This window comes from Salipiger sp. ABF4_146 (genome assembly GCF_056161345.1).
The window spans coordinates 329,698-351,957 of the sequence record NZ_JBSWYX010000003.1; the positions used below are offsets into that span (position 1 = coordinate 329,698).

General features: G+C 61.7%; 19 protein-coding genes and 1 tRNA gene. 10 read left to right on the forward strand and 10 right to left on the reverse strand.

Annotated elements, in window-relative coordinates:
- Positions 1-18: 18 nt before the first annotated feature.
- The 5 genes from ACXAJT_RS06900 to ACXAJT_RS06920 form a co-directional block, all read right to left on the reverse strand.
- Positions 19-828, reverse strand: coding sequence for a DUF1217 domain-containing protein (locus ACXAJT_RS06900; RefSeq protein ID WP_475234128.1), 810 nt, complete (start codon positions 826-828; stop codon positions 19-21).
- Positions 825-1,229 carry a flagellar biosynthesis repressor FlbT gene (gene flbT, locus ACXAJT_RS06905; protein WP_475234130.1) on the reverse strand — a complete coding sequence of 135 codons (405 nt, stop codon included), beginning with the start codon at positions 1,227-1,229 and terminating at the stop codon, positions 825-827. The genes ACXAJT_RS06900 and flbT overlap by 4 nt, the downstream gene beginning before the upstream one ends.
- The gene (flaF, locus tag ACXAJT_RS06910) at positions 1,226-1,657 is read right to left on the reverse strand and encodes a flagellar biosynthesis regulator FlaF (RefSeq protein WP_475234131.1); all 432 of its coding nucleotides are present in this window, start codon (positions 1,655-1,657) and stop codon (positions 1,226-1,228) included. Before flaF ends, flbT begins: the two co-directional genes overlap by 4 nt.
- Positions 1,658-1,740: 83 nt before the next feature.
- The gene (locus tag ACXAJT_RS06915) at positions 1,741-3,051 is read right to left on the reverse strand and encodes a flagellin N-terminal helical domain-containing protein (protein WP_475234134.1); all 1,311 of its coding nucleotides are present in this window, start codon (positions 3,049-3,051) and stop codon (positions 1,741-1,743) included.
- 593 nt (positions 3,052-3,644) lie between these two features.
- Positions 3,645-3,860 (reverse strand): hypothetical protein, encoded by a 216-nt coding sequence (locus ACXAJT_RS06920; RefSeq protein ID WP_475234135.1) that lies wholly within the window; start codon positions 3,858-3,860, stop codon positions 3,645-3,647.
- A 117-nt stretch (positions 3,861-3,977) separates the two neighbouring features.
- Between ACXAJT_RS06920 and ACXAJT_RS06925 the strand changes: the two genes are divergently transcribed.
- Both ACXAJT_RS06925 and ACXAJT_RS06930 read left to right on the forward strand, forming a co-directional pair.
- The gene (locus ACXAJT_RS06925; RefSeq protein ID WP_475234180.1) at positions 3,978-6,977 is read left to right on the forward strand and encodes a flagellar hook-length control protein FliK; all 3,000 of its coding nucleotides are present in this window, start codon (positions 3,978-3,980) and stop codon (positions 6,975-6,977) included.
- A gap of 24 nt (positions 6,978-7,001) precedes the next feature.
- Positions 7,002-7,676 carry a flagellar hook capping FlgD N-terminal domain-containing protein gene (locus ACXAJT_RS06930; RefSeq protein ID WP_475234137.1) on the forward strand — a complete coding sequence of 225 codons (675 nt, stop codon included), beginning with the start codon at positions 7,002-7,004 and terminating at the stop codon, positions 7,674-7,676.
- Positions 7,677-7,814: 138 nt separating this feature from the next.
- Here ACXAJT_RS06930 and ubiB read toward each other — a convergent pair whose 3' ends face one another.
- Both ubiB and ubiE read right to left on the reverse strand, forming a co-directional pair.
- The gene (ubiB, locus tag ACXAJT_RS06935) at positions 7,815-9,347 is read right to left on the reverse strand and encodes a 2-polyprenylphenol 6-hydroxylase (RefSeq protein ID WP_475234139.1); all 1,533 of its coding nucleotides are present in this window, start codon (positions 9,345-9,347) and stop codon (positions 7,815-7,817) included.
- Position 9,348: 1 nt separating this feature from the next.
- On the reverse strand, positions 9,349-10,101 hold the full coding sequence (gene ubiE, locus ACXAJT_RS06940; RefSeq protein ID WP_475234141.1) for a bifunctional demethylmenaquinone methyltransferase/2-methoxy-6-polyprenyl-1,4-benzoquinol methylase UbiE: 753 nt from the start codon (positions 10,099-10,101) through the stop codon (positions 9,349-9,351).
- An 81-nt stretch (positions 10,102-10,182) separates the two neighbouring features.
- On the opposite strand from ubiE, the gene mutM reads away from it, so the two are divergent.
- Together mutM and ACXAJT_RS06950 are read left to right on the forward strand one after the other, a co-directional pair.
- On the forward strand, positions 10,183-11,034 hold the full coding sequence (gene mutM, locus ACXAJT_RS06945) for a bifunctional DNA-formamidopyrimidine glycosylase/DNA-(apurinic or apyrimidinic site) lyase (protein ID WP_475234142.1): 852 nt from the start codon (positions 10,183-10,185) through the stop codon (positions 11,032-11,034).
- Between the two features lie 64 nt (positions 11,035-11,098).
- Positions 11,099-11,875, forward strand: coding sequence for an enoyl-CoA hydratase (locus tag ACXAJT_RS06950; RefSeq protein ID WP_475234143.1), 777 nt, complete (start codon positions 11,099-11,101; stop codon positions 11,873-11,875).
- Positions 11,876-11,920: 45 nt separating this feature from the next.
- Here the strand turns inward: ACXAJT_RS06950 and ACXAJT_RS06955 are convergent, their stop codons facing one another.
- A complete protein-coding gene (locus ACXAJT_RS06955; protein ID WP_475234145.1) occupies positions 11,921-12,103 on the reverse strand; it encodes a hypothetical protein in 183 nt (60 codons plus the stop codon).
- Between the two features lie 293 nt (positions 12,104-12,396).
- Here ACXAJT_RS06955 and rpsT point away from each other — a divergent pair, with 293 nt between their 5' ends.
- The 5 genes from rpsT to gyrB all read left to right on the forward strand — a co-directional run bounded on the left by rpsT (position 12,397) and on the right by gyrB (position 19,629).
- Complete coding sequence (gene rpsT / locus ACXAJT_RS06960; RefSeq protein WP_475234146.1) at positions 12,397-12,660, forward strand: 30S ribosomal protein S20; 264 nt, start codon at positions 12,397-12,399, stop codon at positions 12,658-12,660.
- A 539-nt stretch (positions 12,661-13,199) separates the two neighbouring features.
- Positions 13,200-14,633, forward strand: coding sequence for a chromosomal replication initiator protein DnaA (gene dnaA, locus ACXAJT_RS06965; protein ID WP_475234148.1), 1,434 nt, complete (start codon positions 13,200-13,202; stop codon positions 14,631-14,633).
- A gap of 152 nt (positions 14,634-14,785) precedes the next feature.
- Positions 14,786-15,904, forward strand: a complete 1,119-nt coding sequence (dnaN, locus tag ACXAJT_RS06970; protein WP_475234149.1) for a DNA polymerase III subunit beta — start codon at positions 14,786-14,788, stop codon at positions 15,902-15,904.
- 121 nt (positions 15,905-16,025) lie between these two features.
- Positions 16,026-17,132: a DNA replication/repair protein RecF gene (gene recF / locus ACXAJT_RS06975; RefSeq protein WP_475234151.1), complete on the forward strand. Its 1,107-nt coding sequence runs from the start codon at positions 16,026-16,028 to the stop codon at positions 17,130-17,132.
- A 79-nt stretch (positions 17,133-17,211) separates the two neighbouring features.
- Positions 17,212-19,629: a DNA topoisomerase (ATP-hydrolyzing) subunit B gene (gene gyrB / locus ACXAJT_RS06980; RefSeq protein ID WP_475234152.1), complete on the forward strand. Its 2,418-nt coding sequence runs from the start codon at positions 17,212-17,214 to the stop codon at positions 19,627-19,629.
- Between the two features lie 83 nt (positions 19,630-19,712).
- Here gyrB and ACXAJT_RS06985 read toward each other — a convergent pair whose 3' ends face one another.
- Both ACXAJT_RS06985 and ACXAJT_RS06990 read right to left on the reverse strand, forming a co-directional pair.
- Positions 19,713-20,165 carry a GFA family protein gene (locus ACXAJT_RS06985; RefSeq protein ID WP_475234154.1) on the reverse strand — a complete coding sequence of 151 codons (453 nt, stop codon included), beginning with the start codon at positions 20,163-20,165 and terminating at the stop codon, positions 19,713-19,715.
- 89 nt (positions 20,166-20,254) lie between these two features.
- A complete protein-coding gene (locus tag ACXAJT_RS06990; protein WP_475234156.1) occupies positions 20,255-21,238 on the reverse strand; it encodes a complex I NDUFA9 subunit family protein in 984 nt (327 codons plus the stop codon).
- A gap of 147 nt (positions 21,239-21,385) precedes the next feature.
- Here ACXAJT_RS06990 and ACXAJT_RS06995 point away from each other — a divergent pair.
- Positions 21,386-21,472: transfer RNA gene (locus ACXAJT_RS06995), tRNA-Leu, on the forward strand.
- The last annotated feature ends 788 nt before the right edge of the window (positions 21,473-22,260 follow it).

Genomic DNA, 22,260 nt, shown 5'->3' on the forward strand with positions numbered 1-22,260 from the left:
AGTTCGCAGGTCAGCGCCTCAGAGTTCATCCCAACGCGGCAGGCTCTGCAGCATCGTTAGGGCGATCTGGCCACGTCCTGCGACGTTGATCTCTTTCACCTGCTCCTGCAGCAGATAGGTCTGCACGATTGTGTCGAGGTTTTCATCCGTCGAAAGTTCAGCGAGGTCGCTGGTGCCGAAACGGGCGCTGGCCTTGTCCTTGAAGATGTCCAGCTGCTGGTCGATATCGAGCTGTCCCAAAGCGCTGGGCAGGCCGAGCGCCCCCTCGAAAACCGTGCGCAATGGCTGATCGCCCATGATGCGAAACCATTTGGTGTCGTTCGGGAGATCGGTTGCGCCGATCTCGGGTAGGTTGCGCTGCAATGAGAGGGCGAGGCGAAGGGCGTTGTCCTGCTCCCCCACCGCGACCTCAAATTGCTGCGCGCGGTACTTCGATACGATGATATCGGCAAACCCCTCAGTCTGCGTCAGCGGACCATCTGCGCGGTCGAAGCCAAAGCTGCGGGAAAATGCCTTGTAGCGCTCATCCGCGAGGTTGTTTGCGAGGGAATCCGAAGCGCTTGTTCCCTCTTCTAAGAGCTTTCGGACGAAGAACTTGCTGTCGATGTCGTCCTGCAAGCCAAATGCGCCGAGAGCGACACGCAGGAGACGGCGGTCGGCCACCAAATCTTCGGCGCTGGTGATCGTGCCGATGGTCTGAGCGAAATAATCGGTTTCGCGGACAAGGTTTGGGGCCTTGTCAAAGCTCGCACGCTGCAGTTCGCCAGTATTTTGCAGGAACTGCCATGCGACGAGGCCTCGACCTGTGATGATTGGCTGAAAACTCATGCGCGTCCTGCGGCAAGCAGCCGGTCCTCTCTTGGGATGAGCGCCCGCAGGGATTTCAGGCATTGATAGAATTGTTCATCCAGCAGCGCCTCCGTCGCCCGGGTGAGCAGAGCGCGACTGTCGGGATCAGTGAGAATTCGGCTTAACTCCTCAATGTTGCGCAAAAGCTGGCTGCAGGCCTCTTCCGGGGCCGCGTCCCCAGTGAGCAGAAGCTGCGCTGCATAGCATAGGCGGCGCACGGGGGTGCAGGCCTCTTCCGGATGAATCGCGTCCTTGAGGCGCAGAATATTTGCGCCGGGTGTCATGATGGATAACTTGCTGCGGCGGTCGCCATTTTCGACCACCGCGCCATTGATAAGCAACCGCTCATGCGGACCGAGCTTCAGGACCAGCCCGCTCATTGCAGGGGTGCCCTTTTAGAACTGCGTGCCGATGTTGCTCCGGGAGAGGGGGATGGCTTTGCCGGAAGTTGCTTGAGGCCGGCGAGGATCGCACTGTTGATCTCAATCAAAGGTGCCAGCTTGGCCTTGCGGGCAAGGACCTTGGCCGTGTGAAGTTGCACAAATTCAGAGAGATAGAATATTCGTGCGCGTAGATCCTGAGGCAATTTGTTGTCGCTGTCGGCCACGTCCACGGCGAGCGTAGTCCAGAGTTGACGGTTGTCGTGCAGCGCGGCAACAAGCGCTGGGTAGCTTCGCGGGCCTGCCTCTGCCGCCGCCTTGATGCGATGTGTGACGCGCGCGATGAGATCGTATTCGATCGCGCGCTCGGTCCGTGTGCTTGAATTCGAAAGCGCATAGGCGCGCCGTGCCATGAGCTGTGCATTCATGACGAGCCCCTTCATTCTGGGTGCTGTGCCGTCCATCCTGGCGGAAAGCCGGGGCCGGAGGGGCCGGCCCCGAGCGGTTCAAATCAGCGGAAGAGCGACAGGAGGGATTGTGGCGCCTGATTGGCGATCGACAGCGCCTGTACGCCAAGCTGCTGTTGAACCTGCAGGGCCTGCAGCCTTGCCGAGGCTTCCTCCATATCCGCGTCCACCAGCGTACCGATCCCCGATTTCAGCGCGTCGGTCAGGCCTGAGATGAACTCGGTCTGGGTCTCGATGCGGCCCTGTGTGGAACCGAAGGCTGCAGCGGAATCGATTGCGGTTTGGATCAGTCCCTCGACCTGGTCGAGCGCCGAGTCGACACCCGATTGCGTGGTCACATCAAGATTGCTGAGCTGCTCAAGTTTGCCGCCGATCGTATTGCCCTCGGAGGCGTCGACCGACGACATGGTCACTGCGATTGTGTCGGTCGCGTCGGTGACGGTCGAGGTGAAAGTCAACGTGTCGCCAGAGACCGTCGCGTCGACCACGTCGGTGTTCAGCTCGTTCTCGGCCATGAAGCTCTTGAATGATGCATGCAGACCCTTGGCGACATCCGCAGCTGTATCGCCTTCGCGCGCGACGTAGACAATCGAAAGCGCGGGCGCTTCAGCTGCTGTCGGGCCGGCGGCGGTGGTCTCGCGATAATCGGTTTGGGTGAAGCTCGAATTGTCAGCATCGGTGCCGAAGACCGTGAGAGTATAGCCGGTGCCTGCTTCGAATCCGCTGTTGGTCGCGCCGACATCGATCGTGTCTGTCTGCGTGGCAGCCAAAGACACGCTGTCCACAGAGGCGGTCAGTGCGGTCGCGGCGACGGTGCCTGCGATGGCGGCAGCGCCGGTGCCGAGATCCTGCTTTCCGACGTTGATGTCAGAGGCGGCGACACCTGTGACCGAGCGATCGAGCGACGCAAGTACGTTGATGCTGCCCGATCCTTCGGTTTCTTCGATGTTCGACAGAAGGTTGAGACCGTTGAATTGCGCGGCGCTGACCACGGCGCCGATCTGGCCGCGCAGCGCGTCGATATCGGCCTGAATCTTGGCGCGATCGACGTTCTCTTCCTGCGCGGCGACGATTTTGCCCTTCACGTCGGTCAGAAGTTCGGTCACCGTCTCCGCCGCTTGTCGCGCGACAGCGACAGTGGACTGGCCGAGATTGAGACTGTCAGAGATGCCTTTGAAGCCCTTCACGTCGGCTTCCATCACCTTGGAAATAGCCCAAACTGCGGCGTTATCCTTGGCATTGGCCACGCTTTTCCCGGTGGAAATCTCTCCCTGAGTCGTCGCGAGGTTCATATTGATCGATTTCAGCGTCTGCAGCGCGACCATCGCGCCGTTGTTCGTCAGGATGCTAGACATAGTTTATTCGTCCTTGGCTTGGGCGCTTTGCGCCATTTTCCATCGGCCGCCGGGACCTAGCCGCGGCAGCCCATTCGGACGTCGTTCTGACGAAGCAGTCGGGCGCCATGTCCCGCTGCGCCATCCAGCTTGGATGCGGTGTCACGCTAACCTTGAGGGTCTTAAGACAACGCTAAATCGCCTGAGGCTCTCGATGATAACATCTGGACTGAACAGCTAAAATTTCTTGAAAACGCCTTGCGTCTCCGAGGGCCCGATCTGTGTCTTTCGTCCCGAAGGGCCATAGGTGTCCATACGACACAACAGTTCTTGCCGAGAGTCGATCCGCGCCGACACCTCGGCCAGGCCGCGCAATGAGGCCTCAAGAAGCCGTTGATTTCGGCGCAGCGCTGCGGCAAGCTCCGGTGCGCGCCGCAAAAGAGCGGGGTCACTCAAGCATTGCCTCAAATGCTCTTCCTTGAACTTCGTTAGCTCTTCAAGTGCTTCCAAGTTTCCACTCAGTAGAGTCCGTTTCTCTGCGTCGAGGAGAGACAGAAGCGCAGCGATCATACTTTGGGAGTGCGCGGCCTTTCCGACTTTGCGCGATGACCCGGTCATGTTCGGAAGGTGTCGACGGGAAGCACTGTCAGCGCTTCGGAGAGCTGGGCCGCGTACGCCTCGCGCAGGAACGATGCGAACTGCGCTTCGCCCGAACCGCCCCCAAAGGCACTGCGCGCCGTGAATACACCAGAGAATTTCAGCATCTGGGACAGATAGAGCTGATTCAGATGGGCGCTATCGGGCTTGGAAGTGTGAGATATCGGCTGCAAGATCTTGGTGTCCTTCGTCTGAGGTGGCTTGCGAAGTATATAAAATGGAGCCGGTAAAGTATTTCTTATCATTGGTGTTTTATCTACTGGGGGAACCTCAGAAGGCCATGATTGGAAATGACACAATTCTCGATTTCGAGTAGGGGCTCTCTTGTTGATGCTCTCACAGAGGCTTTCGACTCCGCGCCCGGAGCGTCGCCACCGGCTGCGCCGGAGGGGAAGATTTTCGAAGACATTTTTTTGGAGCTTTCATCCATTGTGAAGGTGCAGGTGGAGTCTAAGGTAGATTGGGGCCTGAGAGTTAAAGGCGCTGCTACCGAGTCACTCAATCTGGGAGGTGCCACCCCGGCACAAAGTTTCAGTAAGAGAGAAGATAAAGATAGCCGTTTGCCGGGCGAGGGTCTGCTGAACCAGGAAAACCGTACACCACTAAGCGTGAGCGAGAGCCCAGAGATATATGTCCAAATGTCTTCAGAGTCTGGCGATTTTCTACTGCGCAGCGTGGATTTAGACAAGATACGAAACATTCAGCGGTATGAATTCTACAGCTACCAATTTGGTTTTGCGAGTGGTGAGTTGGATCCGTTTGCGTTCAAAGTGGATCAGTACTCTTCGGAACTTATTGACGAAATTTTTAGTGCTGAGGGTGAGTCGGAGGTTTCAAGAATTGAAATTTCTGCGAATAACTTCGATCTAAGTTCTTCTCAAGAGCATCAATTCCTTGGGTCTTTCGATATTTTTGATTCTATAGGGTATTCAAGAGATGAGGGCTTATCTGATGGTGTGCCAGTTGAGGAAATTTCGGAGGATCATAAATTAAAGCATTTAGGCGCAACTGAGGAGCGGTCTCGGCCAATACCGCGAATTGATTTTAGCGACCAAGACGCAGAAGAAGCCCGGAACCAGAAGTCTGCTGTGTCGGGAACCTCGAATTTAGAAAGCCTTTCGTTCGATAGGGCGGATTCGAGCCGACCTATATATTCTCCGCCCATACCGTCCATTTGGGTACAGCTAGGCACCTCTGGAAGTCTAGCGGAGGACCCGCAAGATGCGCTTCATGCCGGGCTTGAACCGCAGAATCGGACGCCAGTCTTGCTTAACTCGCAAACGCAAGCGGCGTTGGCTCTTATCCCGGTTGAAACGCCTATTCCTTCTTCATTGAGAACAGTCGAAGAGCCTGCGGGCTGGGCGGGAATGTTCTTGGACGATGCTGTCGTCGCACAAAAGCTTCCGGAGGAAGCAAGACTGTCAGCAGAGGCTCCGCTTATGCAGCAAAAAAATGTATCGCCCTCTCAAACGGAGGCGATTTCGCGTCAAGAGGATCAACTCTCCCGAGCGCCACAAAGCGTATTGATTGGCAGTGACGTTTTCAGCCAAGAAACGAGCGGAGTGACGAGGGCAGCCGAATCTGTGTCTCCCAGTCAATTCAGACCTAGCTTCGTAGGTCAGAGAGCGACTGTTCGGGTAGAGAGCGCGCTGCCGTCAGATGAGGCGCATGCCATAGCTCGCAGGCCTCCGTCGGCCGCGCAGAACAAGCTGACCGGAAGCGCAATTGGCGCGTGGTCAAAACCTCAACCTAGCCAGGATTCTCACTCAGGTGCCGTACACATGAGGCAGCCACCCGTCGAAGTGGCGGGTCCCTCGAGCGTCTTTTGGGGAACCGAAGCATTGGAAACGCCCGAGGAAACGAACCACTCCGAGGGTAAGGGGCGAGGTACTCCGCGGCTTTCTGAGTGGCTTGAGGGCGCGTTACCGCGCCCGCACGTCGCGGGTTCTAAGGCAATGTGGAGCGAGGCCATAACGCGAATCGGCCGTCAGCCCATCGACGCTGGGCAGGGGCTATACGTGCCATCCCCGAATGAGCAACGTGTTGAACTTATACATCGCCCGCCCTCCGCGGTCAGATTGAAAGCTATGGTGAGGCTACAGGAAGACTCTTCGGAGTCAGCGAGACTGCAAGAAACGGCACGAAATCGGATCGCAGCGGTCGGTTCGGAAGCTTTCAGCATCCCGAAGAGTAAATATATACCAAAGACTTGGAATTATTTGGCTCGTCCGGATGTTGCGCTATCCGAGGTCACAGACGTTACGACACCGCCCACCGAAGCGTCAGGTTCAGAGGACCCAGATGGTCCCACCCCCGCCGGTCAGACTGGTGTCGTTATCCAGAAGGCTGAGCCTCGGCAGAGCGCCCCGCTCGAAAAGGTCGAAACGGTTCTCGGATACGGACGGCTCCCGCATAGACAGGAGATCGCGGAAGGGAGGGACCACAACATACCGCCGACCGCCTATCAGCGATTTGACGAGGGTGCCCAGATCGCGGCTACGACGCCCAAAGAGCCTGAGGTAGCGACAGGGGCTCTACAGCCGGAGGGTAAGCATCGCGACATACCGATGTTTGGCGGCGCTGGCGGGCGGCAGTCTCAAGACACGGTCACGCGATCGGAAGGCGTTGATGCGCGGAGGGGCGCGCGCTCTGATAGTCGAGACCTGCCAAGGCGAAGTGAGGCAGTACCACCAGCGCAGCGCCGTTTCGAAAATGCCGGTGTCGCGACGGCGCAGCCAGCTGCGGTGTTTGGGACAGATAGCGCGCCCATCGAGGAGCGTTCCGGCCATTCAGGGCCGGAGAAGAAGGAAGCATCACTAGAGATGCCTCTACCCGCGGCACCATCGGCGGGGTCGCCGGCGCAGCCGGTGCTTAAGGAGGCGTCACCGATTCCCCGCACAACTCCGCCACCCGCGCAACAGATTGCGGAAGCGGTTTCCGCCGCCGGTGAGGGGAGGATCGACTTGCGTTTGGAGCCGGAGGAGCTTGGCCGGGTCAGCTTCAACGTGAAGCACTCAGAGCACGGGATCAGCCTGCATATCACTGCGGACCGCCCCGAGACGCTCGACCTTCTGCGGCGGCACGCTGACCAGCTTTCGCGATTTCTGAGCGACACCGGCTACCAGAACAGTAGTTTCACCTTTTCCGGCGGTCGGCAGGACCGCCCTCCGGTCCCCAACCGTCACCGGGGCACGGCGGAGAGCCATCTTCCGGCGCAGCCCCCCGCGGCGATGGTCATTCAGTCTGCTGCTCGGGGGCAGGCGGACGAAGGACTTGATCTCCGACTTTGAAACAGCACTGGCAAAGGGGCCACTATGGATATTGTTGCGACGACCCAAGCGCAGTCCAGGACCGCGTCCTCGGAGGCGACACCGCAAGCGGCCGATGATGCGGCGCTCAGCGGTGATTTTGAGACCTTCCTGAAAATGCTGACGACCCAAGCGCAGAATCAGGACCCGTTCAATCCTGTCGATGCCACAGAGTACGCCTCTCAGCTTGCGAGCTTTTCGACGGTGGAGCAGCAGGTCCAGACCAATGAGCTGCTGACCGAGCTGACGATTCTGGCAGCGGGCAGCGGGATTCAGCGTCTTGCGGGTTGGATCGGGATGGAAGCGCGCACTCCGGGCGCGGCCTATTTTGAAGGAGCGCCGGTCGAGCTTTTCACCGAAGTTCCCGAAGACGCTCAGTCCGCGGTGCTGGTCATCCGAGACTCGAGCGGCATACTTCGCAATCGCCTGACGATGGAGCCGGAAACCAACAGCTACATTTGGGACGGAACGGACCTGTCTGGGGCGAAGGTTCCCGAGGGGCTTTACGATGTTGAACTGGAGATCTACCGGGACGACGCGCTCGAGGAAACGCGAGATGTCTCGGCCTATGTTCGGATCGAGGAAGTCGCGCAGACCGACGTAGGGAACACGGTCACGTTACGCGGCGGCGCGGTGCGGGATGCTGCGGACGTCAATGGGCTGCGTCTTGCGGAGGGATAGCATCAGTGGCGACCCGGCGTGTTGGAAGAGGCCGGTTTGGCAGGCGATGCGTGCGGAGGGTCGCGGAGCAGGCGAGCACGCCCACCGCAGCTGCAGCCTGAGAATGGCCCGCACAAAGCGGGCCTGTTCAAAGCAAAATCAGAGGATCGACATCAAGATCAGTGTACTGCCCGCGCCGGTCAGCAGCCCTGCGATGCCCCAGCCGAGGCGCCGCGTCCATTTCGATTCAATCTCGTCGGCCAAGCCCTGCGTCTGACGCACCAGCGCATCCTCGACGAGGCCGGGCAGGCGGGGGCCGAAACGCGCCATCACCCGCGCGGTCTTGGCGAAGTCGCGCAGCGCAGCGCGTGGGCCGATCGAGGTCTTGATGTATTGCTCCACCACGGGGCGGGCGACGCTCCAGATATTCATATGCGGGTTCAGAGAGCGGGCGACACCCTCGACCACAACCATGGTGCGCTGCAGAAGGATCAGCTCGGTGCGGGTCTCCATCCCGAAACGTTCGGTCACCTCGAAAAGGTAGTTGAGCAGCCGGCCCATGGAAATCCGGGTCGAATCCATGCCGAAGATCGGCTCGCCCACGGCGCGCAGGGCGCGGGCGAACTCGTCGACGTCCTGATCGGCAGGCACATATCCCGCTTCGAAGTGCACTTCGGCGACACGGCGATAGTCGCGGCGGATGAAGCCATAGAGGATCTCGGCGTAGACCCGGCGGGTGTACTCGTCGATATGGCCCATGATGCCGAAATCATAGGCGATGATATCGCCGTTCGGGGCCACCTTGAGGTTGCCCTGATGCATGTCGGCGTGGAAGAAACCGTCGCGCAGCGCGTGGTTGAGGAAAAGCTGAAGCACGCGCTCGCTCAGCGCCACGCGGTCGTGGCCCGCGGCGTCGATCGCCGCGTTGTCGCCGAGCGGCACACCTTCGGCCCAGCTCATGGTCATCACGCGGCGGCCCGACAGGCCCCAGATCACCTCTGGCAACTGAAAGCCAGCGTCATCCTCGGTATTGGCGGCGTATTCGCTGGCTGAGGCGCTTTCGAGCCGCAGGTCCAGCTCGCCGTTCACCACGCCTTCGAAATGCGCGATCACATCGCGCGGGCGCAGACGGCGCGACGCCGGGGAGAGGAAGTTGATCGCGTCGGCGGCCAGCCAAAACGCATCGATATCTTTGCGAAAGGCGCGCTCGATTCCCGGGCGCAGGACCTTCACGGCCACGGTCTCGCCGGTTTCGGTCAGCCGGGCCTTGTGCACCTGCGCGATGGAGGCTGCGGCAACGGGCGGGCTGAATTCCGAAAACACCGCGTCGACGGCGACGCCAAGCTCGGCTTCGATCTGCGTCTTGGCGGCTTCGATCGGGAAGGGGTGCAGCTTGTCCTGCAGGACGCGCAATTGGTTGGCCAGTTCCTCGCCAACCACGTCGGGCCGGGTCGACAGCACCTGCCCGAACTTGATGTACGCCGGGCCAAGCGCCGAAAGCGCGCGGGTGACCGGCGGCATCGCCGGATCGCCTTCATAGCCGAGCCATTTGAACGGTTTCGCGATGACGCGGGCGGCGGCGCGCAGCATCGGCGGCGCGTCCATGGCGTCGAGCACCACGCTCATCGCGCCGGTACGCTCGAAGGTGGCGCCGGTGCGAACCAGCCGCCAGATATTGTGCGGTCCCTTCATCTCAGATCTTCCAACCCGAGTGCAGGCAGGCGATGCCCATGCTCAAGTTGCGGTATTTGGCGTTCCCGAAGCCCGCTGCGCGCACCATGCCGAGGAAGGTGTCCTGATCTGGGAATTTGCGGATCGATTCCACGAGATACTGATAGCTGTCGCGGTCGTTCGCGATTGCCTGCCCCATGCGCGGAATGATGTTGAAGGAATAAAGGTCATAGACCTTCTGCATCAGATCGTTGGGGATCTGGCTGAATTCCAGCACCATGAGCCGGCCGCCGGGTTTCAGCACGCGGTAGGCTTCGTTCAGCGCCTCTTGCGGGCGCGTCACGTTCCGGATGCCGAAAGAGATGGTGTAGACGTCGAAACTGTTGTCGGCGAAGGGCAGCGCCATGGCGTCTCCCACCACCCAATCAAGCTCATCGGCCATGGAGGCGGCCTCAGCACGCTTGCGCCCCTCGACGAGCATCGGCTCGGTCAGGTCGCAGACCGTGGCGTGGCCATAGCCCGCGCGCTTGAGGAAGCGGAACGAGATGTCGCCGGTGCCGCCCGCCACGTCGAGCAGTTTCTGCCCGGGGCGCGGGGCCAGCCAGTCCATCATCGCATCCTTCCAGACGCGGTGGATGCCGAAGGACATGGCGTCGTTCATCACGTCGTATTTCGACGCGACCGACCCGAAGACCCCGCGCACGCGGCCAGCCTTCTCTTCCTCGGGGATGTCGGTGAACCCAAAATGGGTGGTTTTTCCGGTCTCTTTGGTCATGGGCCTTGCCGTCCTGTGTCCGAGACTCCTTATAGAGCCCGCGCGCCGCGCTGCAATGCGGCCAAGTAGAAAGGATCCGTGATGCCCGAACTTCCCGAGGTGGAAACCGTCCGTGCCGGACTTGCTCCGGTGATGGAGGGAGAGATCATCGCCGAGGCGAAAGTGAACCGTCCGGACCTTCGCTGGCCCTTTCCCGAGCGCATGGCCGAGCGGCTGACCGGCGCGCGCGTTCTTCGGCTGCGGCGGCGGTCGAAGTATATTCTGGGCGATCTCGACACCGGCGAGACGCTGCTGATTCACCTTGGCATGTCGGGGCGGATGCTGATCTCGGGCGATCCGCTGGGGCGCTTTGTGCATGAGCACCCGGCGCCGGAAAAGCACGATCACGTGGTGTTCGAGATGGCCAACGGGGCGCGCGTGACCTTCAACGACCCGCGACGTTTCGGCGCAATGGACCTGATGGAGACGGCGACGGCGCAGGCGCATCCGCTGCTGGCAGCGATCGGCCCGGAACCGCTGGGCAATGAATTCAGCGAATCCCATCTTGTGGCAGCGTTGAAGGGGCGCAGCATGCCGATCAAGACGGCGCTTCTGGATCAAAAGATTGTCGCAGGCTTGGGCAATATTTATGTTTGTGAAGCCTTGTTCCGCGCCGGCATTCATCCTTCACGCCGCGTCAATAGGCTGTCGGAAAAACGCATCGCCGCGCTGGTGCCGATCATCCGCCACGTGCTGAGCGACGCCATCGCGGCGGGCGGCTCCTCGCTCAAGGATTATCGCCAAGCCGATGGCGAGCTTGGGTATTTCCAGCACAGTTTTGATGTCTATGGGCGCGAGGGCCAGCCCTGCCGCGCAGACGGTTGCGCAAACAGTGTACACCGGATCGTGCAGTCGGGCCGCTCGTCCTTCTACTGTCCGAGTTGCCAAAGATAGCTTGATTGCAGGGGTCAAGTTGGTAAGGCTGCGCGACAATGCCAACGGACGGGAGCCCGAAGTCATGGCCTATGAGACGATACTCGTCGAAGTAGACGACGACGTTGCCACTATCACCCTGAACCGCCCGGACGCCCTCAATGCGCTCAACAGCCAGCTTCTTGGCGAGCTTGTGCAGGCGCTGACCGAGGCGGATGCCAATGACAAGGTGCGCTGCATCATCCTGACGGGCTCGGCAAAGGCGTTTGCCGCCGGGGCCGACATCAAGGAAATGTCGGAAAAATCCTTCGTCGAGATGTATCTCGGCGATTACTTCGAGCCGGCCACCAAGGCGGTGTCGAAGGTGCGCAAGCCGGTGATCGCCGCAGTCAGCGGCTACGCTCTTGGTGGCGGTTGCGAGCTGGCGATGATGTGCGATTTCATCATCGCGTCGGAAACCGCCAAGTTCGGCCAGCCTGAGATCAACCTTGGCGTCATCGCCGGCATCGGCGGCACGCAGCGCCTGCCGCGCTTCGTCGGCAAGGCCAAGGCGATGGACATGCATCTGACCGGCCGCTTCATGGGGGCCGAAGAAGCCGAGCGCTCGGGGCTGGTGAGCCGCGTCGTGCCGGTCAAGCAGCTGATGGAAGAAGCGCAGAGCGCCGCGGCGAAGATCGCCGAGAAATCCATGCTGGCCTCGATCGCCGCGAAACAGGCGGTCAACCGCGCTTATGAGACGACGCTGGACGAGGGGCTGCTGTTCGAGCGCCGCCTGTTCCATTCTCTCTTCGCCACCGAAGATCAAAAGGAGGGCATGTCTGCCTTCCTCGAGAAGCGGACGCCGCAGTTCCGCGACCGCTGAAGATTCCGCGGCCCGTCCCCGCGGGGACGGGCCGCAGACGTCGGGTCAGGCCTGCAGCGGGCCGCGCCCCTGCCGGATCGCCGCCTGAATGGCGCGCCAGGTCTCGGCCTCTGCCGCATCGCCTTTTTCTTCGTTCTCACGCACTTTCGCGGCAGCCTCGGCCTCGGCCCTGCCACCATGGGCACGGTAGAGCGCCTGCGCCGCCTGATTGATCTGTATTGTGTTCATGGCTGACTCCTCCTTTCAGTCAGAACGCGCCGCGGTCCCCCGCGGGAGCCCGATCCTAGCCGATTCCGGCGGCTTTCCCCAAGTTTTCTGCCAATGCCCTTTGCAAGCGGCGGAAAATGGGGTAAGCGCCGCGGCTACATGCGCGTGATGCCCGCTCAGGCAAGAATCGGTCCGGTACGACAGATCCGGGTCTAGCGGATATTGCGCGTCCGAAATTCAGACCCAGGCCGTCGGCCACAACCAAGGCCCAGCCACACTCAGGCTCTTCGGCCACAGATAAGGACCGTTTCATCATGGCAAACACGCCCCAGTCCAAGAAGCGCGCACGTCAGAACGAAAAGCGTTACGCCGTCAACAAGGCACGCCGTTCGCGTATCCGTACTCACCTGCGCAAAGTCGAAGAAGCAATCGCTTCGGGCGACAAGGACGCTGCCACCGCCGCACTGCGCGCCGCACAGCCCGAGCTGATGCGCGGCGTGACCAAAGGCGTCTTCCACAAGAACACCGCTGCACGCAAAATGTCGCGCCTGTCGTCGCGCGTGAAAGCGCTCGGCTAAGGGCATTTTTGTCCGACCGAAATGACACACCTCAAAAGTGTGTGATTGAAAAGGCATCGCCATTGGTGGTGCCTTTTTTCGTGACTCACACCAGATTTTGACGCTCTAGATTCTTTTTTCGGATTCCACTGAGTCAAGTTTGAAGTTCGGTTGCCGCTCTTCGCGGAAGAGGAGTAATTTCATCAGGCGAGTCACATCGCTGGGGGGACAGGCAATCGGGGACAACACCACAGGTATCGTGGAACGTTTCCGTCGCTTCGGCAGTCTGCTGCACAGGCGCCGAATCCGGGGTGATTTCATCCTGCCAGTCCATTTGTAAAATGGGTGATTAGGGCACCCGAAAGGGTCGCTTCGGGATACTGGGAATCCCGGAGGGACGTTATGCGTGCCTAATCACAAGGGACCGAGATATCTCATCCCGGCCCATGCCGCCTTTGGCATGGGGCCAGTTTTTGCATCCCTGCGATCGGCTCGGTCGGGCAATTGTGTGTGTGGCCCGAGGGACAGAAAGAACCGGTGAAGAGACGGAGCGGGGATACATGACGCAGGAACAATGGGGTGCGCTGCAAGACAGGCTGAGCAGCACGATCGGGGAAAATAACTACCGAACCTGGATCAAACCTCTCGAATACAAAGGACTGGAGGCCGATGGGGTGGCGGTCTTCCTGGCGCCGACGAATTTCATCGGCACCTATGTTTCGCAAAATTTCGGAGACCTGCTGCTGTCGCAGATCTCCACCATGGATTCGCAGGTGCGCCGCCTGCAATTCCGGGTGAGCAACGCGCCGCGTCCGGCGACGCGCCGCCCAAGCCCTGCCGCGGCAAACAGCGGTGAAGCGGCTGTGCAATCGGTGCAGGCCGAAGCGCAGGCCAATGGCTATGCCGGTGCGCAATCGGGCGCTGCGGCATCGGCGCAGGGCGGCAACGATCTGCTGCCGAGCGCGCCGCTGGATGCGCGGTTCACCTTCGACAATTTCATCGTCGGCAAGCCGAACGAACTGGCCCATGCCGCCGCGCGCCGCGTGGCCGAGGCCGAAACCGTGACCTTCAACCCGCTGTTCCTCTATGGCGGCGTGGGCCTCGGCAAGACGCACCTGATGCACGCGATCACCTGGGAACTGCGCAACCGCCGTCCGGACCTGAACGTGCTGTATCTGTCGGCAGAGCAGTTCATGTATCGTTTCGTGCAGGCCCTGCGCGAGCGCCGGATGATGGACTTCAAAGAGATGTTCCGCTCGGTCGACGTTCTGATGGTCGACGACGTACAGTTCATCGCCGGCAAGGACTCGACGCAGGAAGAGTTCTTTCACACGTTCAACGCGCTGGTGGACCAGAACAAGCAGATCGTCATCTCGGCCGATCGTGCGCCCGACGAGATCAAGGACCTCGAGAACCGTATCCGCTCGCGCCTGCAGTCCGGTCTCGTGGTCGACCTGCACCCGACGGATTACGAACTGCGTCTCGGCATCCTGCAGTCGAAGGTCGACACCTATCGCAAGCAGTATCCTTCGCTGCAGCTTGACGACGGTATCCTTGAGTTTCTCGCGCACCGCATCTCGACCAACGTGCGCGTGCTCGAAGGCGCGCTGACGCGGCTCTTCGCCTTCGCTTCGCTGGTTGGCCAGCCGATCACCATGGAGTTGACGCAGGATTGCCTCGCCGACGTGCTGCGCGCCTCGGACCGCAAGATCTCGATCGAGGAGATTCAGCGCAAGGTGGCGGATCACTACAACATCCGTCTGAGCGATCTGATCGGCCCCAAGCGCGTGCGCAACTTCGCTCGCCCGCGTCAGGTGGCGATGTACCTGTGCAAGCAGTTGACCGCACGCTCGCTGCCCGAGATCGGCCGCCGCTTTGGCGGGCGCGACCACACCACCGTCATGCACGGCGTGAAGCGGATCGAGGAACTGCGCATGCAGGACAGCCAGATCGCCGACGATATCGAGCTGCTGCGCCGCGCGCTGGAAGCCTGAGACCGCACGACCACAGATCGGAACGGGGCTGCCTTCGGGCGGCCCCGCGGCCTTGACGCTGCGGGCAATCTATCTGATCAATCACCAAAACAGGTTGGAGTAGCTCCGGTTTTGCGCCAAGCTGCCCCTCCGGCCAACCGAGGAACAGGGCGATGAAAGTCAGCATAGAACGGGCGACGCTGCTCAAGGCAGTCAGCCAGGCACAATCGGTGGTCGAACGCCGGAACACCATTCCGATCCTTGCGAACGTGCTGATCGAGGCCGAGGGCGATACGGCCAGCTTCCGCGCGACCGATCTCGACATCGAGGTGCTCGACCGGGCGGCCGCGGTGGTCGAGCAGGCCGGCGCCACCACCGTCTCGGCGGTGACCCTGCACGAAATCGTCCGCAAGCTGCCCGACGGTGCGCTGGTTCAACTGGCCGCAGACAATGCCGCAGGCCGCCTGACGGTGACCGCGGGCCGCTCGAATTTCAGCCTCGCGACGCTGCCGAAGGAAGATTTCCCGGTCATGGCGTCGTCGGAATATTCGTCGAACTTCAGCGCCAAGGCCGAGGTGCTGCGGCGGCTGTTCGACAAGTCCAAGTTCGCCATCTCGACCGAAGAGACGCGTTACTATCTCAACGGCGTCTACATGCATGTCACCGACAGCGAAGACGGCCGCGTGCTGCGCTGCGTGGCCACCGACGGCCACCGCCTCGCGCGCATCGACGCGCCGCTGCCGGCGGGCTCCGAAGAGATGCCCGGGGTCATCGTGCCGCGCAAGACCGTGGGCGAGCTGCGCAAGCTGCTCGACGAGGACGACACGGACATCGCCGTCTCGGTGTCGGAAACCAAGGTGCGCTTCGCCACGCCCGACATCACGCTCACCTCCAAGGTCATCGACGGCACCTTCCCCGATTACTCGCGCGTTATCCCGATGAACAACACCCGCCGTCTGGAAGTCGACGCGGGCGAGTTCGCCAAGGCGGTGGACCGTGTGGCAACGGTTTCGTCCGAACGCTCGCGCGCGGTGAAGCTGCAGCTTGATGAAGACCGGCTGGTGCTCTCGGTCAACGCGCCCGACAGCGGCGCCGCGGAGGAAGAGCTGGCCGTGGCCTATGGCGACGAGCCGCTGGAGATCGGCTTCAACGCGAAATACCTGCTGGAGATCGCCAGTCAGGTCGACCGCGAGAACGCTGTCTTCATGTTCAACTCCTCGGGCGATCCGACCCTGATGCGCGAAGGCACCGACACGTCGGCAGTCTACGTCGTCATGCCGATGCGGGTCTGATCCGCGTCGCCGCGACATGAGTATTTCCGGAAAGATGAAAGGCAGGGGCGCGGCTTCTGCCTTTCATCTTTCCGGAAATACTCACATTTCGATCTCAACGCCCCGCGCTACCGCCTGAGTCATGTCCCTCCATCTCACCCGCCTCACGCTCTCGCATTTCCGCTCGCACCAGCATGCGTCGGTCGAGGTCGACGCGCGGCCCGTGGCGATCCATGGCCCCAATGGTGCGGGCAAGACCAACCTAATCGAAGCGGTGTCGCTGTTTTCGCCGGGGCGGGGAATGCGGCGGGCCTCGGCGCAGGAAATGGTGCGCCGCCCCGAGGCGCTGGGGTGGAAGATCGAGGGCTTGTTGCAAACCGGCGGCGGCCTGCATGAGATCACCTTCCGCTCGGAGGCAGGGGCGGCGCGGCAGGTGCATATCGACGGCAAGGCGGCGCCGCAGGTGCACTTGGGGCGGATGGCGCGGGTGCTTTGGCTGATCCCGTCGATGGATCGGCTGTGGATCGAAGGCCCCGAGGGGCGGCGGCGGTTTCTCGACCGGATGACGCTGAGCTTCTTTCCCGATCACGCCGAGCTGAGCCTGAGCTACGAGAAAGCGATGCGCGAGCGCAACCGGCTGCTGCGCGACCAAGTGCGTGACGGGTTCTGGTACGGCGCGCTTGAAGGGCAGATGGCCGAGGCAGGCGCGGCGCTGCAGGCCAACCGTCGCGCCGCGCTGGCGCGGCTGGCCGGGGCGCAGGCCGAGACCGAGACGCAGTTCCCGGCGGCTGAGCTGGACCTGATCGATGGCGAACACCCCTGCCCGGACAGCGCCAGCCAATTGCGCGAGGCGCTGGAGGCGAGCCGGCCGCGCGATCTGATGGCGGGTCGCACGCTGGTGGGTCCGCATCGCGCCGATTTGCGCGGGGTTTTCGCAGCCAAGGGCGTGCCGGCAGAGGAGTGCTCGACCGGTGAGCAGAAGGCGCTGTTGATATCGCTCATCCTGAGCAACGCGCGGGCGCTCGCGGCGGAAACGGGCGCGGCGCCGATCCTGCTGCTTGATGAGGTGGCGGCGCATCTTGATGCGGGCCGCCGAGCCGCGCTCTACGACGAGATTTGCGCGCTCGGGGCGCAGGCTTGGATGACGGGCACGGGCCCAGAGCTTTTTGCCGAACTTGGGAGCCGGGCGCAGCATCTCGAGGTGACCGAGCGGCAAGGGCAATCCGTGGTTGAAAACCGCGCGGTTTAACACCAAATCTTGTGTCATCGGCGTGACAATCGCGGCAGAACACCGTATAAAATCAACAAAAATCACGAAGGATCGCGGCATGGCCGAACCGGCAAGCGCACCGCAGGAATACGGCGCGGATTCCATCAAAGTTCTCAAGGGTTTGGAGGCTGTTCGCAAGCGTCCCGGCATGTATATCGGGGACACGGATGACGGCTCGGGCCTGCACCACATGGTCTATGAGGTCGTGGACAACGGCATCGACGAGGCTCTGGCGGGCCACGCGGATTTTGTCCGGGTCAAGATTCACGCCGACAACTCGGTGTCGGTGCGCGACAACGGACGCGGCATTCCCGTCGACATGCACCAAGAAGAGGGTGTTTCGGCGGCGGAAGTCATCATGACCCAGTTGCACGCGGGCGGGAAGTTCGACCAGAACTCCTACAAGGTGTCGGGCGGCCTGCACGGCGTGGGTGTTTCGGTGGTGAACGCGCTGTCGGTCTGGCTGGAACTGCGCATCTGGCGCAACGGCAAGGAACACTACGCCAAGTTCAGTCACGGCGAGACGGTCGAGCATCTGCGCGTGGTCGGCGACGCCGAGGGCGAGCAGGGCACCGAGGTGCGCTTCCTTGCCTCCACCGACACGTTCAGCAATCTCGACTACAGCTTCGAGACGCTGGAGAAGCGCCTGCGCGAGCTGGCCTTCCTGAACTCGGGCGTGCGCATCATCCTTGAAGACGAGCGCCCCGCCGAGCCGCTGCACACCGAGCTTCACTATGAAGGCGGCGTGAAGGAGTTCGTGAAATATCTCGACCGCTCCAAGCAGCCGGTGATGCCAGAGCCGATCTATATGACCGGCGAGAAGGACGGCATCGGCGTCGAGATCGCCATGTGGTGGAACGACAGCTACCACGAAAACGTGCTGCCCTTCACCAACAACATCCCGCAGCGCGACGGCGGCACCCACGTCGCGGGCTTCCGCGGCGCGCTGACCCGGACGATCAACAGCTATGCGCAGTCCTCGGGCATCGCCAAGAAGGAGAAGGTCTCTTTCACCGGCGACGACGCCCGCGAGGGTCTAACCTGCGTGCTGTCGGTGAAAGTGCCCGACCCGAAGTTCAGTTCGCAGACCAAGGACAAGCTGGTCTCCTCCGAGGTGCGTCCGGCCGTCGAAGGCATGATGAACGAACGCCTCGCCGAGTGGTTCGAGGAGAACCCCAACGAGGCCAAGCAGATCGTCGGCAAAATCGTCGAGGCGGCGCTGGCCCGCGAGGCGGCGCGCAAGGCGCGCGAGCTGACCCGCCGCAAAACCGCGATGGACGTGAACTATCTGGCCGGCAAGCTCAAGGACTGCTCCGAGAAGGACCCGTCGAAGACCGAACTGTTCATCGTCGAGGGTGACTCGGCGGGCGGCTCGGCGCAAACCGGGCGCGACCGGGGCACGCAGGCGATCCTGCCGCTGAAGGGTAAAATCCTCAACGTCGAGCGCGCGCGTTTCGACCGGATGCTTGGCAGCCAAGAGATCGGCAACCTCGTGATGGCGCTCGGCACCGGCATCGGCCGCGACGAGTTCAACATCGACAAGCTGCGGTATCACAAGATCATTCTGATGACCGACGCCGACGTCGACGGTGCGCACATCCGGACGCTGCTGCTGACCTTCTTCTACCGGCAGATGCCGGAGCTGATCGAAGGCGGCTATCTCTATATCGCGCAGCCGCCCCTCTATAAGGTGACCCGCGGCAAGTCCGAGGTCTATGTGAAGGACCAGAACGCGCTCGATGAATATCTGATCAATCAGGGTGTCGACGGCGCGCATCTGACCACCGGCAACGGTGAGGTGATCGCCGGGCAGGATCTGGTGCGGGTGATCGAGGAAGCGCGGCAGCTCAAGCGCGTACTGGATGCCTTCCCGACCCACTACCCGCGTCACATCCTCGAACAGGCGGCGATCGCCGGCGCCTTTGTCCCCGGCGCGGTCGAGAACGACCTGCAGGGCGTGGCTGACAAGGTGGCGCAGCGTCTCGACCTGATCGCACTGGAGTACGAGAAGGGATGGCAGGGCCGGATCACTCAGGACCGTGGCATCAGGCTCGCGCGTATTCTGCGCGGGGTTGAAGAGGTCCGCACGCTGGATGGCCCGATGCTCCGTTCGGGCGAGTCGCGCCGCACCGGCAGTTTCACCGACGCGCTGCAGGCGGTTTATCAGACCCCGGCGACGCTGGAGCGTAAGGATCGCCGTCAGGGGATCTATGGCCCGCTTGGCCTGCTCGAGGCGATTCTCGAGGAAGGCGAAAAGGGCCTATCGCTGCAGCGCTACAAGGGTCTGGGCGAGATGAACCCCGGCCAGCTTTGGGAGACGACGTTGGATCCCGATGCCCGCACGCTGCTGCAGGTGAAGGTCGACGATATGGCCGAAGCCGACGATCTTTTCACCAAGCTGATGGGCGATGTGGTGGAGCCGCGGCGCGACTTCATCCAGCAAAACGCCCTGAGCGTGGAGAACCTCGACTTCTGATCCCCACTGGCGCTCTGAGCCGAGGATGAACAAAACGCAAAGCGGCGCGTGGGTCTCCCACGCGCCGCTTTTGGGTTTTGAGCTTAGCCGCGCGTTTTCGCGTAGGCGTCGAGCAGCATCGGAAAGTCCGCTTCGGGCGGGAAATTCCGGTAGTGATGCGCCGCCGGAGTCTTCGCCCATTCAAGGCGATCCACGGTCATCGTCTCAATGAACGGTGTGCACCACTGCGGGACGTCGAACATCGTCGGGCGCAGATTCACGAAATTCTCGACCCCGGCGATCCGGGTGAACACCCAGCCTTGGCATTCGCCGCACATATAATGGTCGAGGTCGGGGCCCTTTATCCCACCTTTTACGGCTGTGCCGGAGACCACCCGAAAGCCGTCACCCGGCACCATCATGGTCAGGGAGAAGGCGCTCGCGCTCATCTTCTGACAACCGCGGCAGTGGCAGGCGGCGGTCATCATCGGCGGTTTGGTCACCTCGACCTGCAGCGCGCCGCAGCGGCAGCTGCCTGTCTGGGGAAGCTCGGTCATCGCGATCTCCTGTTTTGCATGCTGGTTCGCTCTCAGGTGTGAAGAGACGACACCCAAAGAAAAAGCCGGCCCTGAGGCCGGCTCTGTTCTCATTCGGTCCGCAGGCTGGCGGCCGATTCTTTGATGGCGTCGTATTGCCCGCCGGGACGAAACCGCCACAGGTAATCTGGCAGCACGGCCTCGGGCGCGACCGGGCTGATGCCCAAATCGGCGAGCCCCTTGGCGCCCTCCGACACAACATTGTCGTTGCGCAACATGATCACCTGATCGCGGGTGATCGGCGCGGTGAACAGCCCGCCGGTGATGCGCTGGACAAATTCCGACACGCCTCCGATCACCGAGGCGAGCCCGTAGGGCAGGTTCACCAGCATCTTGCGGCGGCGGATCACGCTCAGCATTTCCTGGATGAAGGCGCGGAAGCTTTTCACCTCAGGACCACCCAGTTCGTAGATGCCGGGCGCAGCCGCGCCGGTCGCGCCTTTTTCAGCCGCCTCGGCGACATTGTCGACATAAACCGGCTGGAACCTCTTCTCTGCGCCAACCAGTGCCAGCACCGGACCCATGCGAGACATCGCAGCGAAGCGGTTGAAGAACTTGTCCTCCATGCCGAAGACCACCGAGGGGCGCAGGATCATCGCGCCGGGGAAGCCGGCCTGCACTGCCTCTTCGCCAAGCGCCTTGGTGCGCGCGTAGGCGCTGGCGCTCTCCCTGTCGGCGCCGATGGCCGATAGATGCACGAAGGACTGCACGCCTTCCTCGGTCGCGATCCGGGCAATGCGCCCGGCGCCCTCGGATTGCACCGCATCAAAGTTGTTCTTGCCGCGGGCATCAAAGGTGCCGACGCAGTTCACCACGGCGTCCGCGCCATGCATCGCGCTGCGCACCGAGTCGTCGTCGCGGATATTGCAGAACACCGGCTCAACCTGTCCGACCGAGCCGTAGGGTTTTACGAAGAGTGCTTCATTGGGGCGGCGCACCGCGACACGCACGCGCCAGCCAAGCTTTGCCATGCGCCGTGCGATGTAGCGTCCGACAAAGCCGGAACCGCCGTAGATTGTGACGAGCTTGCTCATCTGCCTTCTCCCGCTGTGAGCTATCTGACCTTGAATACCGGCCCACCGGGGGCCGGGCAAGCGGCGCGCCAAAGGGAAGTTGAAGAAACTTCAAAAACTGCGTTGACACTCCCTGCGGACATATTTAAACGCCCCCTCACCACCTGTGCCCAGGTGGCGGAATTGGTAGACGCGCTGGTTTCAGGTACCAGTGGCTTAACGGCCGTGGAGGTTCGAGTCCTCTCCTGGGCACCATAGAAACGCCGCTTAATCTTCGGATTAAGCGGCGTTTTTTATTTCCGCTATAGGCTCGGCGCGCAGGTCGCTCGTGTCAGCTCCGCGGCACCAAAAGGCCGGCTGCGCCGGTCGGCTGCTCTTTCGTGGCTCTTCTTGCAGGGTTCTCGCGCGCGGCTGATCATCGGCCTGCTCCAAGTGCCGGTTCTGCCGCGTCCTGAGGAGTCTGAAGGCGGTCGGTTTTTACGCCCCCGCCAGAACCCCCGTCGGTGCGGGTCCGATGTCACTCTCCCGCGCGTTCCTTGGGGCGCAGAGTGCCTTCCTTGATCGTTGCTCTTGTGGGTGGGGCAAAACCGTCATTTTGGCCTATGGGATGTCCGCTCTTTTTGGCCCGGCCTTCCCAGTGCGTCCCCAGGAGCGCATGTCGGCTCCCGGTTCGCTTCCTCCCTGCTCCGCTGCGCGCTAGTCTTCTTCCTGCCGCGGCCCTGTTTTTTAGGCGATTTCCGGCCTTCGTGCATTTTTTATGACGAAATCTGAAAAAAGGGGTTGCGGGTCTCGTGAGGAATACGTAAATAGCCCCTCACCGGCGGCGCTGAGGTGCTGATCGGGACGCCAGACGGGGCGGCGGCGAGGCGGTAAGCTGAGCCAGCGCAGACGAGGCAACGGAATTCGAGAGGCAGACGGGCGGGCGCGCCGCAAGTTAGGGCGCAACGGTCTAGTTTTTGTCTCTCACGCTCTTTGACATCGCAGATATCTGAAGAGATATGCGGGCGGCTCTGGTTCATTTCGATGGATCAAACGTCAGTATA

Bases quoted from the DNA above. Each gene is read 5' to 3' on its own strand.
- mutM (WP_475234142.1), top strand. From the start codon at position 10,183: ATGCCCGAACTTCCCGAGGTGGAAACCGTCCGTGCCGGACTTGCTCCG.
- gyrB (WP_475234152.1), top strand. From the start codon at position 17,212: ATGGCCGAACCGGCAAGCGCACCGCAGGAATACGGCGCGGATTCCATC.
- flbT (WP_475234130.1), bottom strand. From the start codon at position 1,229: ATGAGCGGGCTGGTCCTGAAGCTCGGTCCGCATGAGCGGTTGCTTATC.
- recF (WP_475234151.1), top strand. From the start codon at position 16,026: ATGTCCCTCCATCTCACCCGCCTCACGCTCTCGCATTTCCGCTCGCAC.
- ACXAJT_RS06930 (WP_475234137.1), top strand. From the start codon at position 7,002: ATGGATATTGTTGCGACGACCCAAGCGCAGTCCAGGACCGCGTCCTCG.
- rpsT (WP_475234146.1), top strand. From the start codon at position 12,397: ATGGCAAACACGCCCCAGTCCAAGAAGCGCGCACGTCAGAACGAAAAG.
- ACXAJT_RS06915 (WP_475234134.1), bottom strand. From the start codon at position 3,051: ATGTCTAGCATCCTGACGAACAACGGCGCGATGGTCGCGCTGCAGACG.
- ACXAJT_RS06925 (WP_475234180.1), top strand. From the start codon at position 3,978: ATGACACAATTCTCGATTTCGAGTAGGGGCTCTCTTGTTGATGCTCTC.
- ubiB (WP_475234139.1), bottom strand. From the start codon at position 9,347: ATGAAGGGACCGCACAATATCTGGCGGCTGGTTCGCACCGGCGCCACC.
- ubiE (WP_475234141.1), bottom strand. From the start codon at position 10,101: ATGACCAAAGAGACCGGAAAAACCACCCATTTTGGGTTCACCGACATC.
- ACXAJT_RS06900 (WP_475234128.1), bottom strand. From the start codon at position 828: ATGAGTTTTCAGCCAATCATCACAGGTCGAGGCCTCGTCGCATGGCAG.
- flaF (WP_475234131.1), bottom strand. From the start codon at position 1,657: ATGAATGCACAGCTCATGGCACGGCGCGCCTATGCGCTTTCGAATTCA.
- dnaA (WP_475234148.1), top strand. From the start codon at position 13,200: ATGACGCAGGAACAATGGGGTGCGCTGCAAGACAGGCTGAGCAGCACG.
- ACXAJT_RS06990 (WP_475234156.1), bottom strand. From the start codon at position 21,238: ATGAGCAAGCTCGTCACAATCTACGGCGGTTCCGGCTTTGTCGGACGC.
- ACXAJT_RS06985 (WP_475234154.1), bottom strand. From the start codon at position 20,165: ATGACCGAGCTTCCCCAGACAGGCAGCTGCCGCTGCGGCGCGCTGCAG.
- ACXAJT_RS06950 (WP_475234143.1), top strand. From the start codon at position 11,099: ATGGCCTATGAGACGATACTCGTCGAAGTAGACGACGACGTTGCCACT.
- ACXAJT_RS06955 (WP_475234145.1), bottom strand. From the start codon at position 12,103: ATGAACACAATACAGATCAATCAGGCGGCGCAGGCGCTCTACCGTGCC.
- dnaN (WP_475234149.1), top strand. From the start codon at position 14,786: ATGAAAGTCAGCATAGAACGGGCGACGCTGCTCAAGGCAGTCAGCCAG.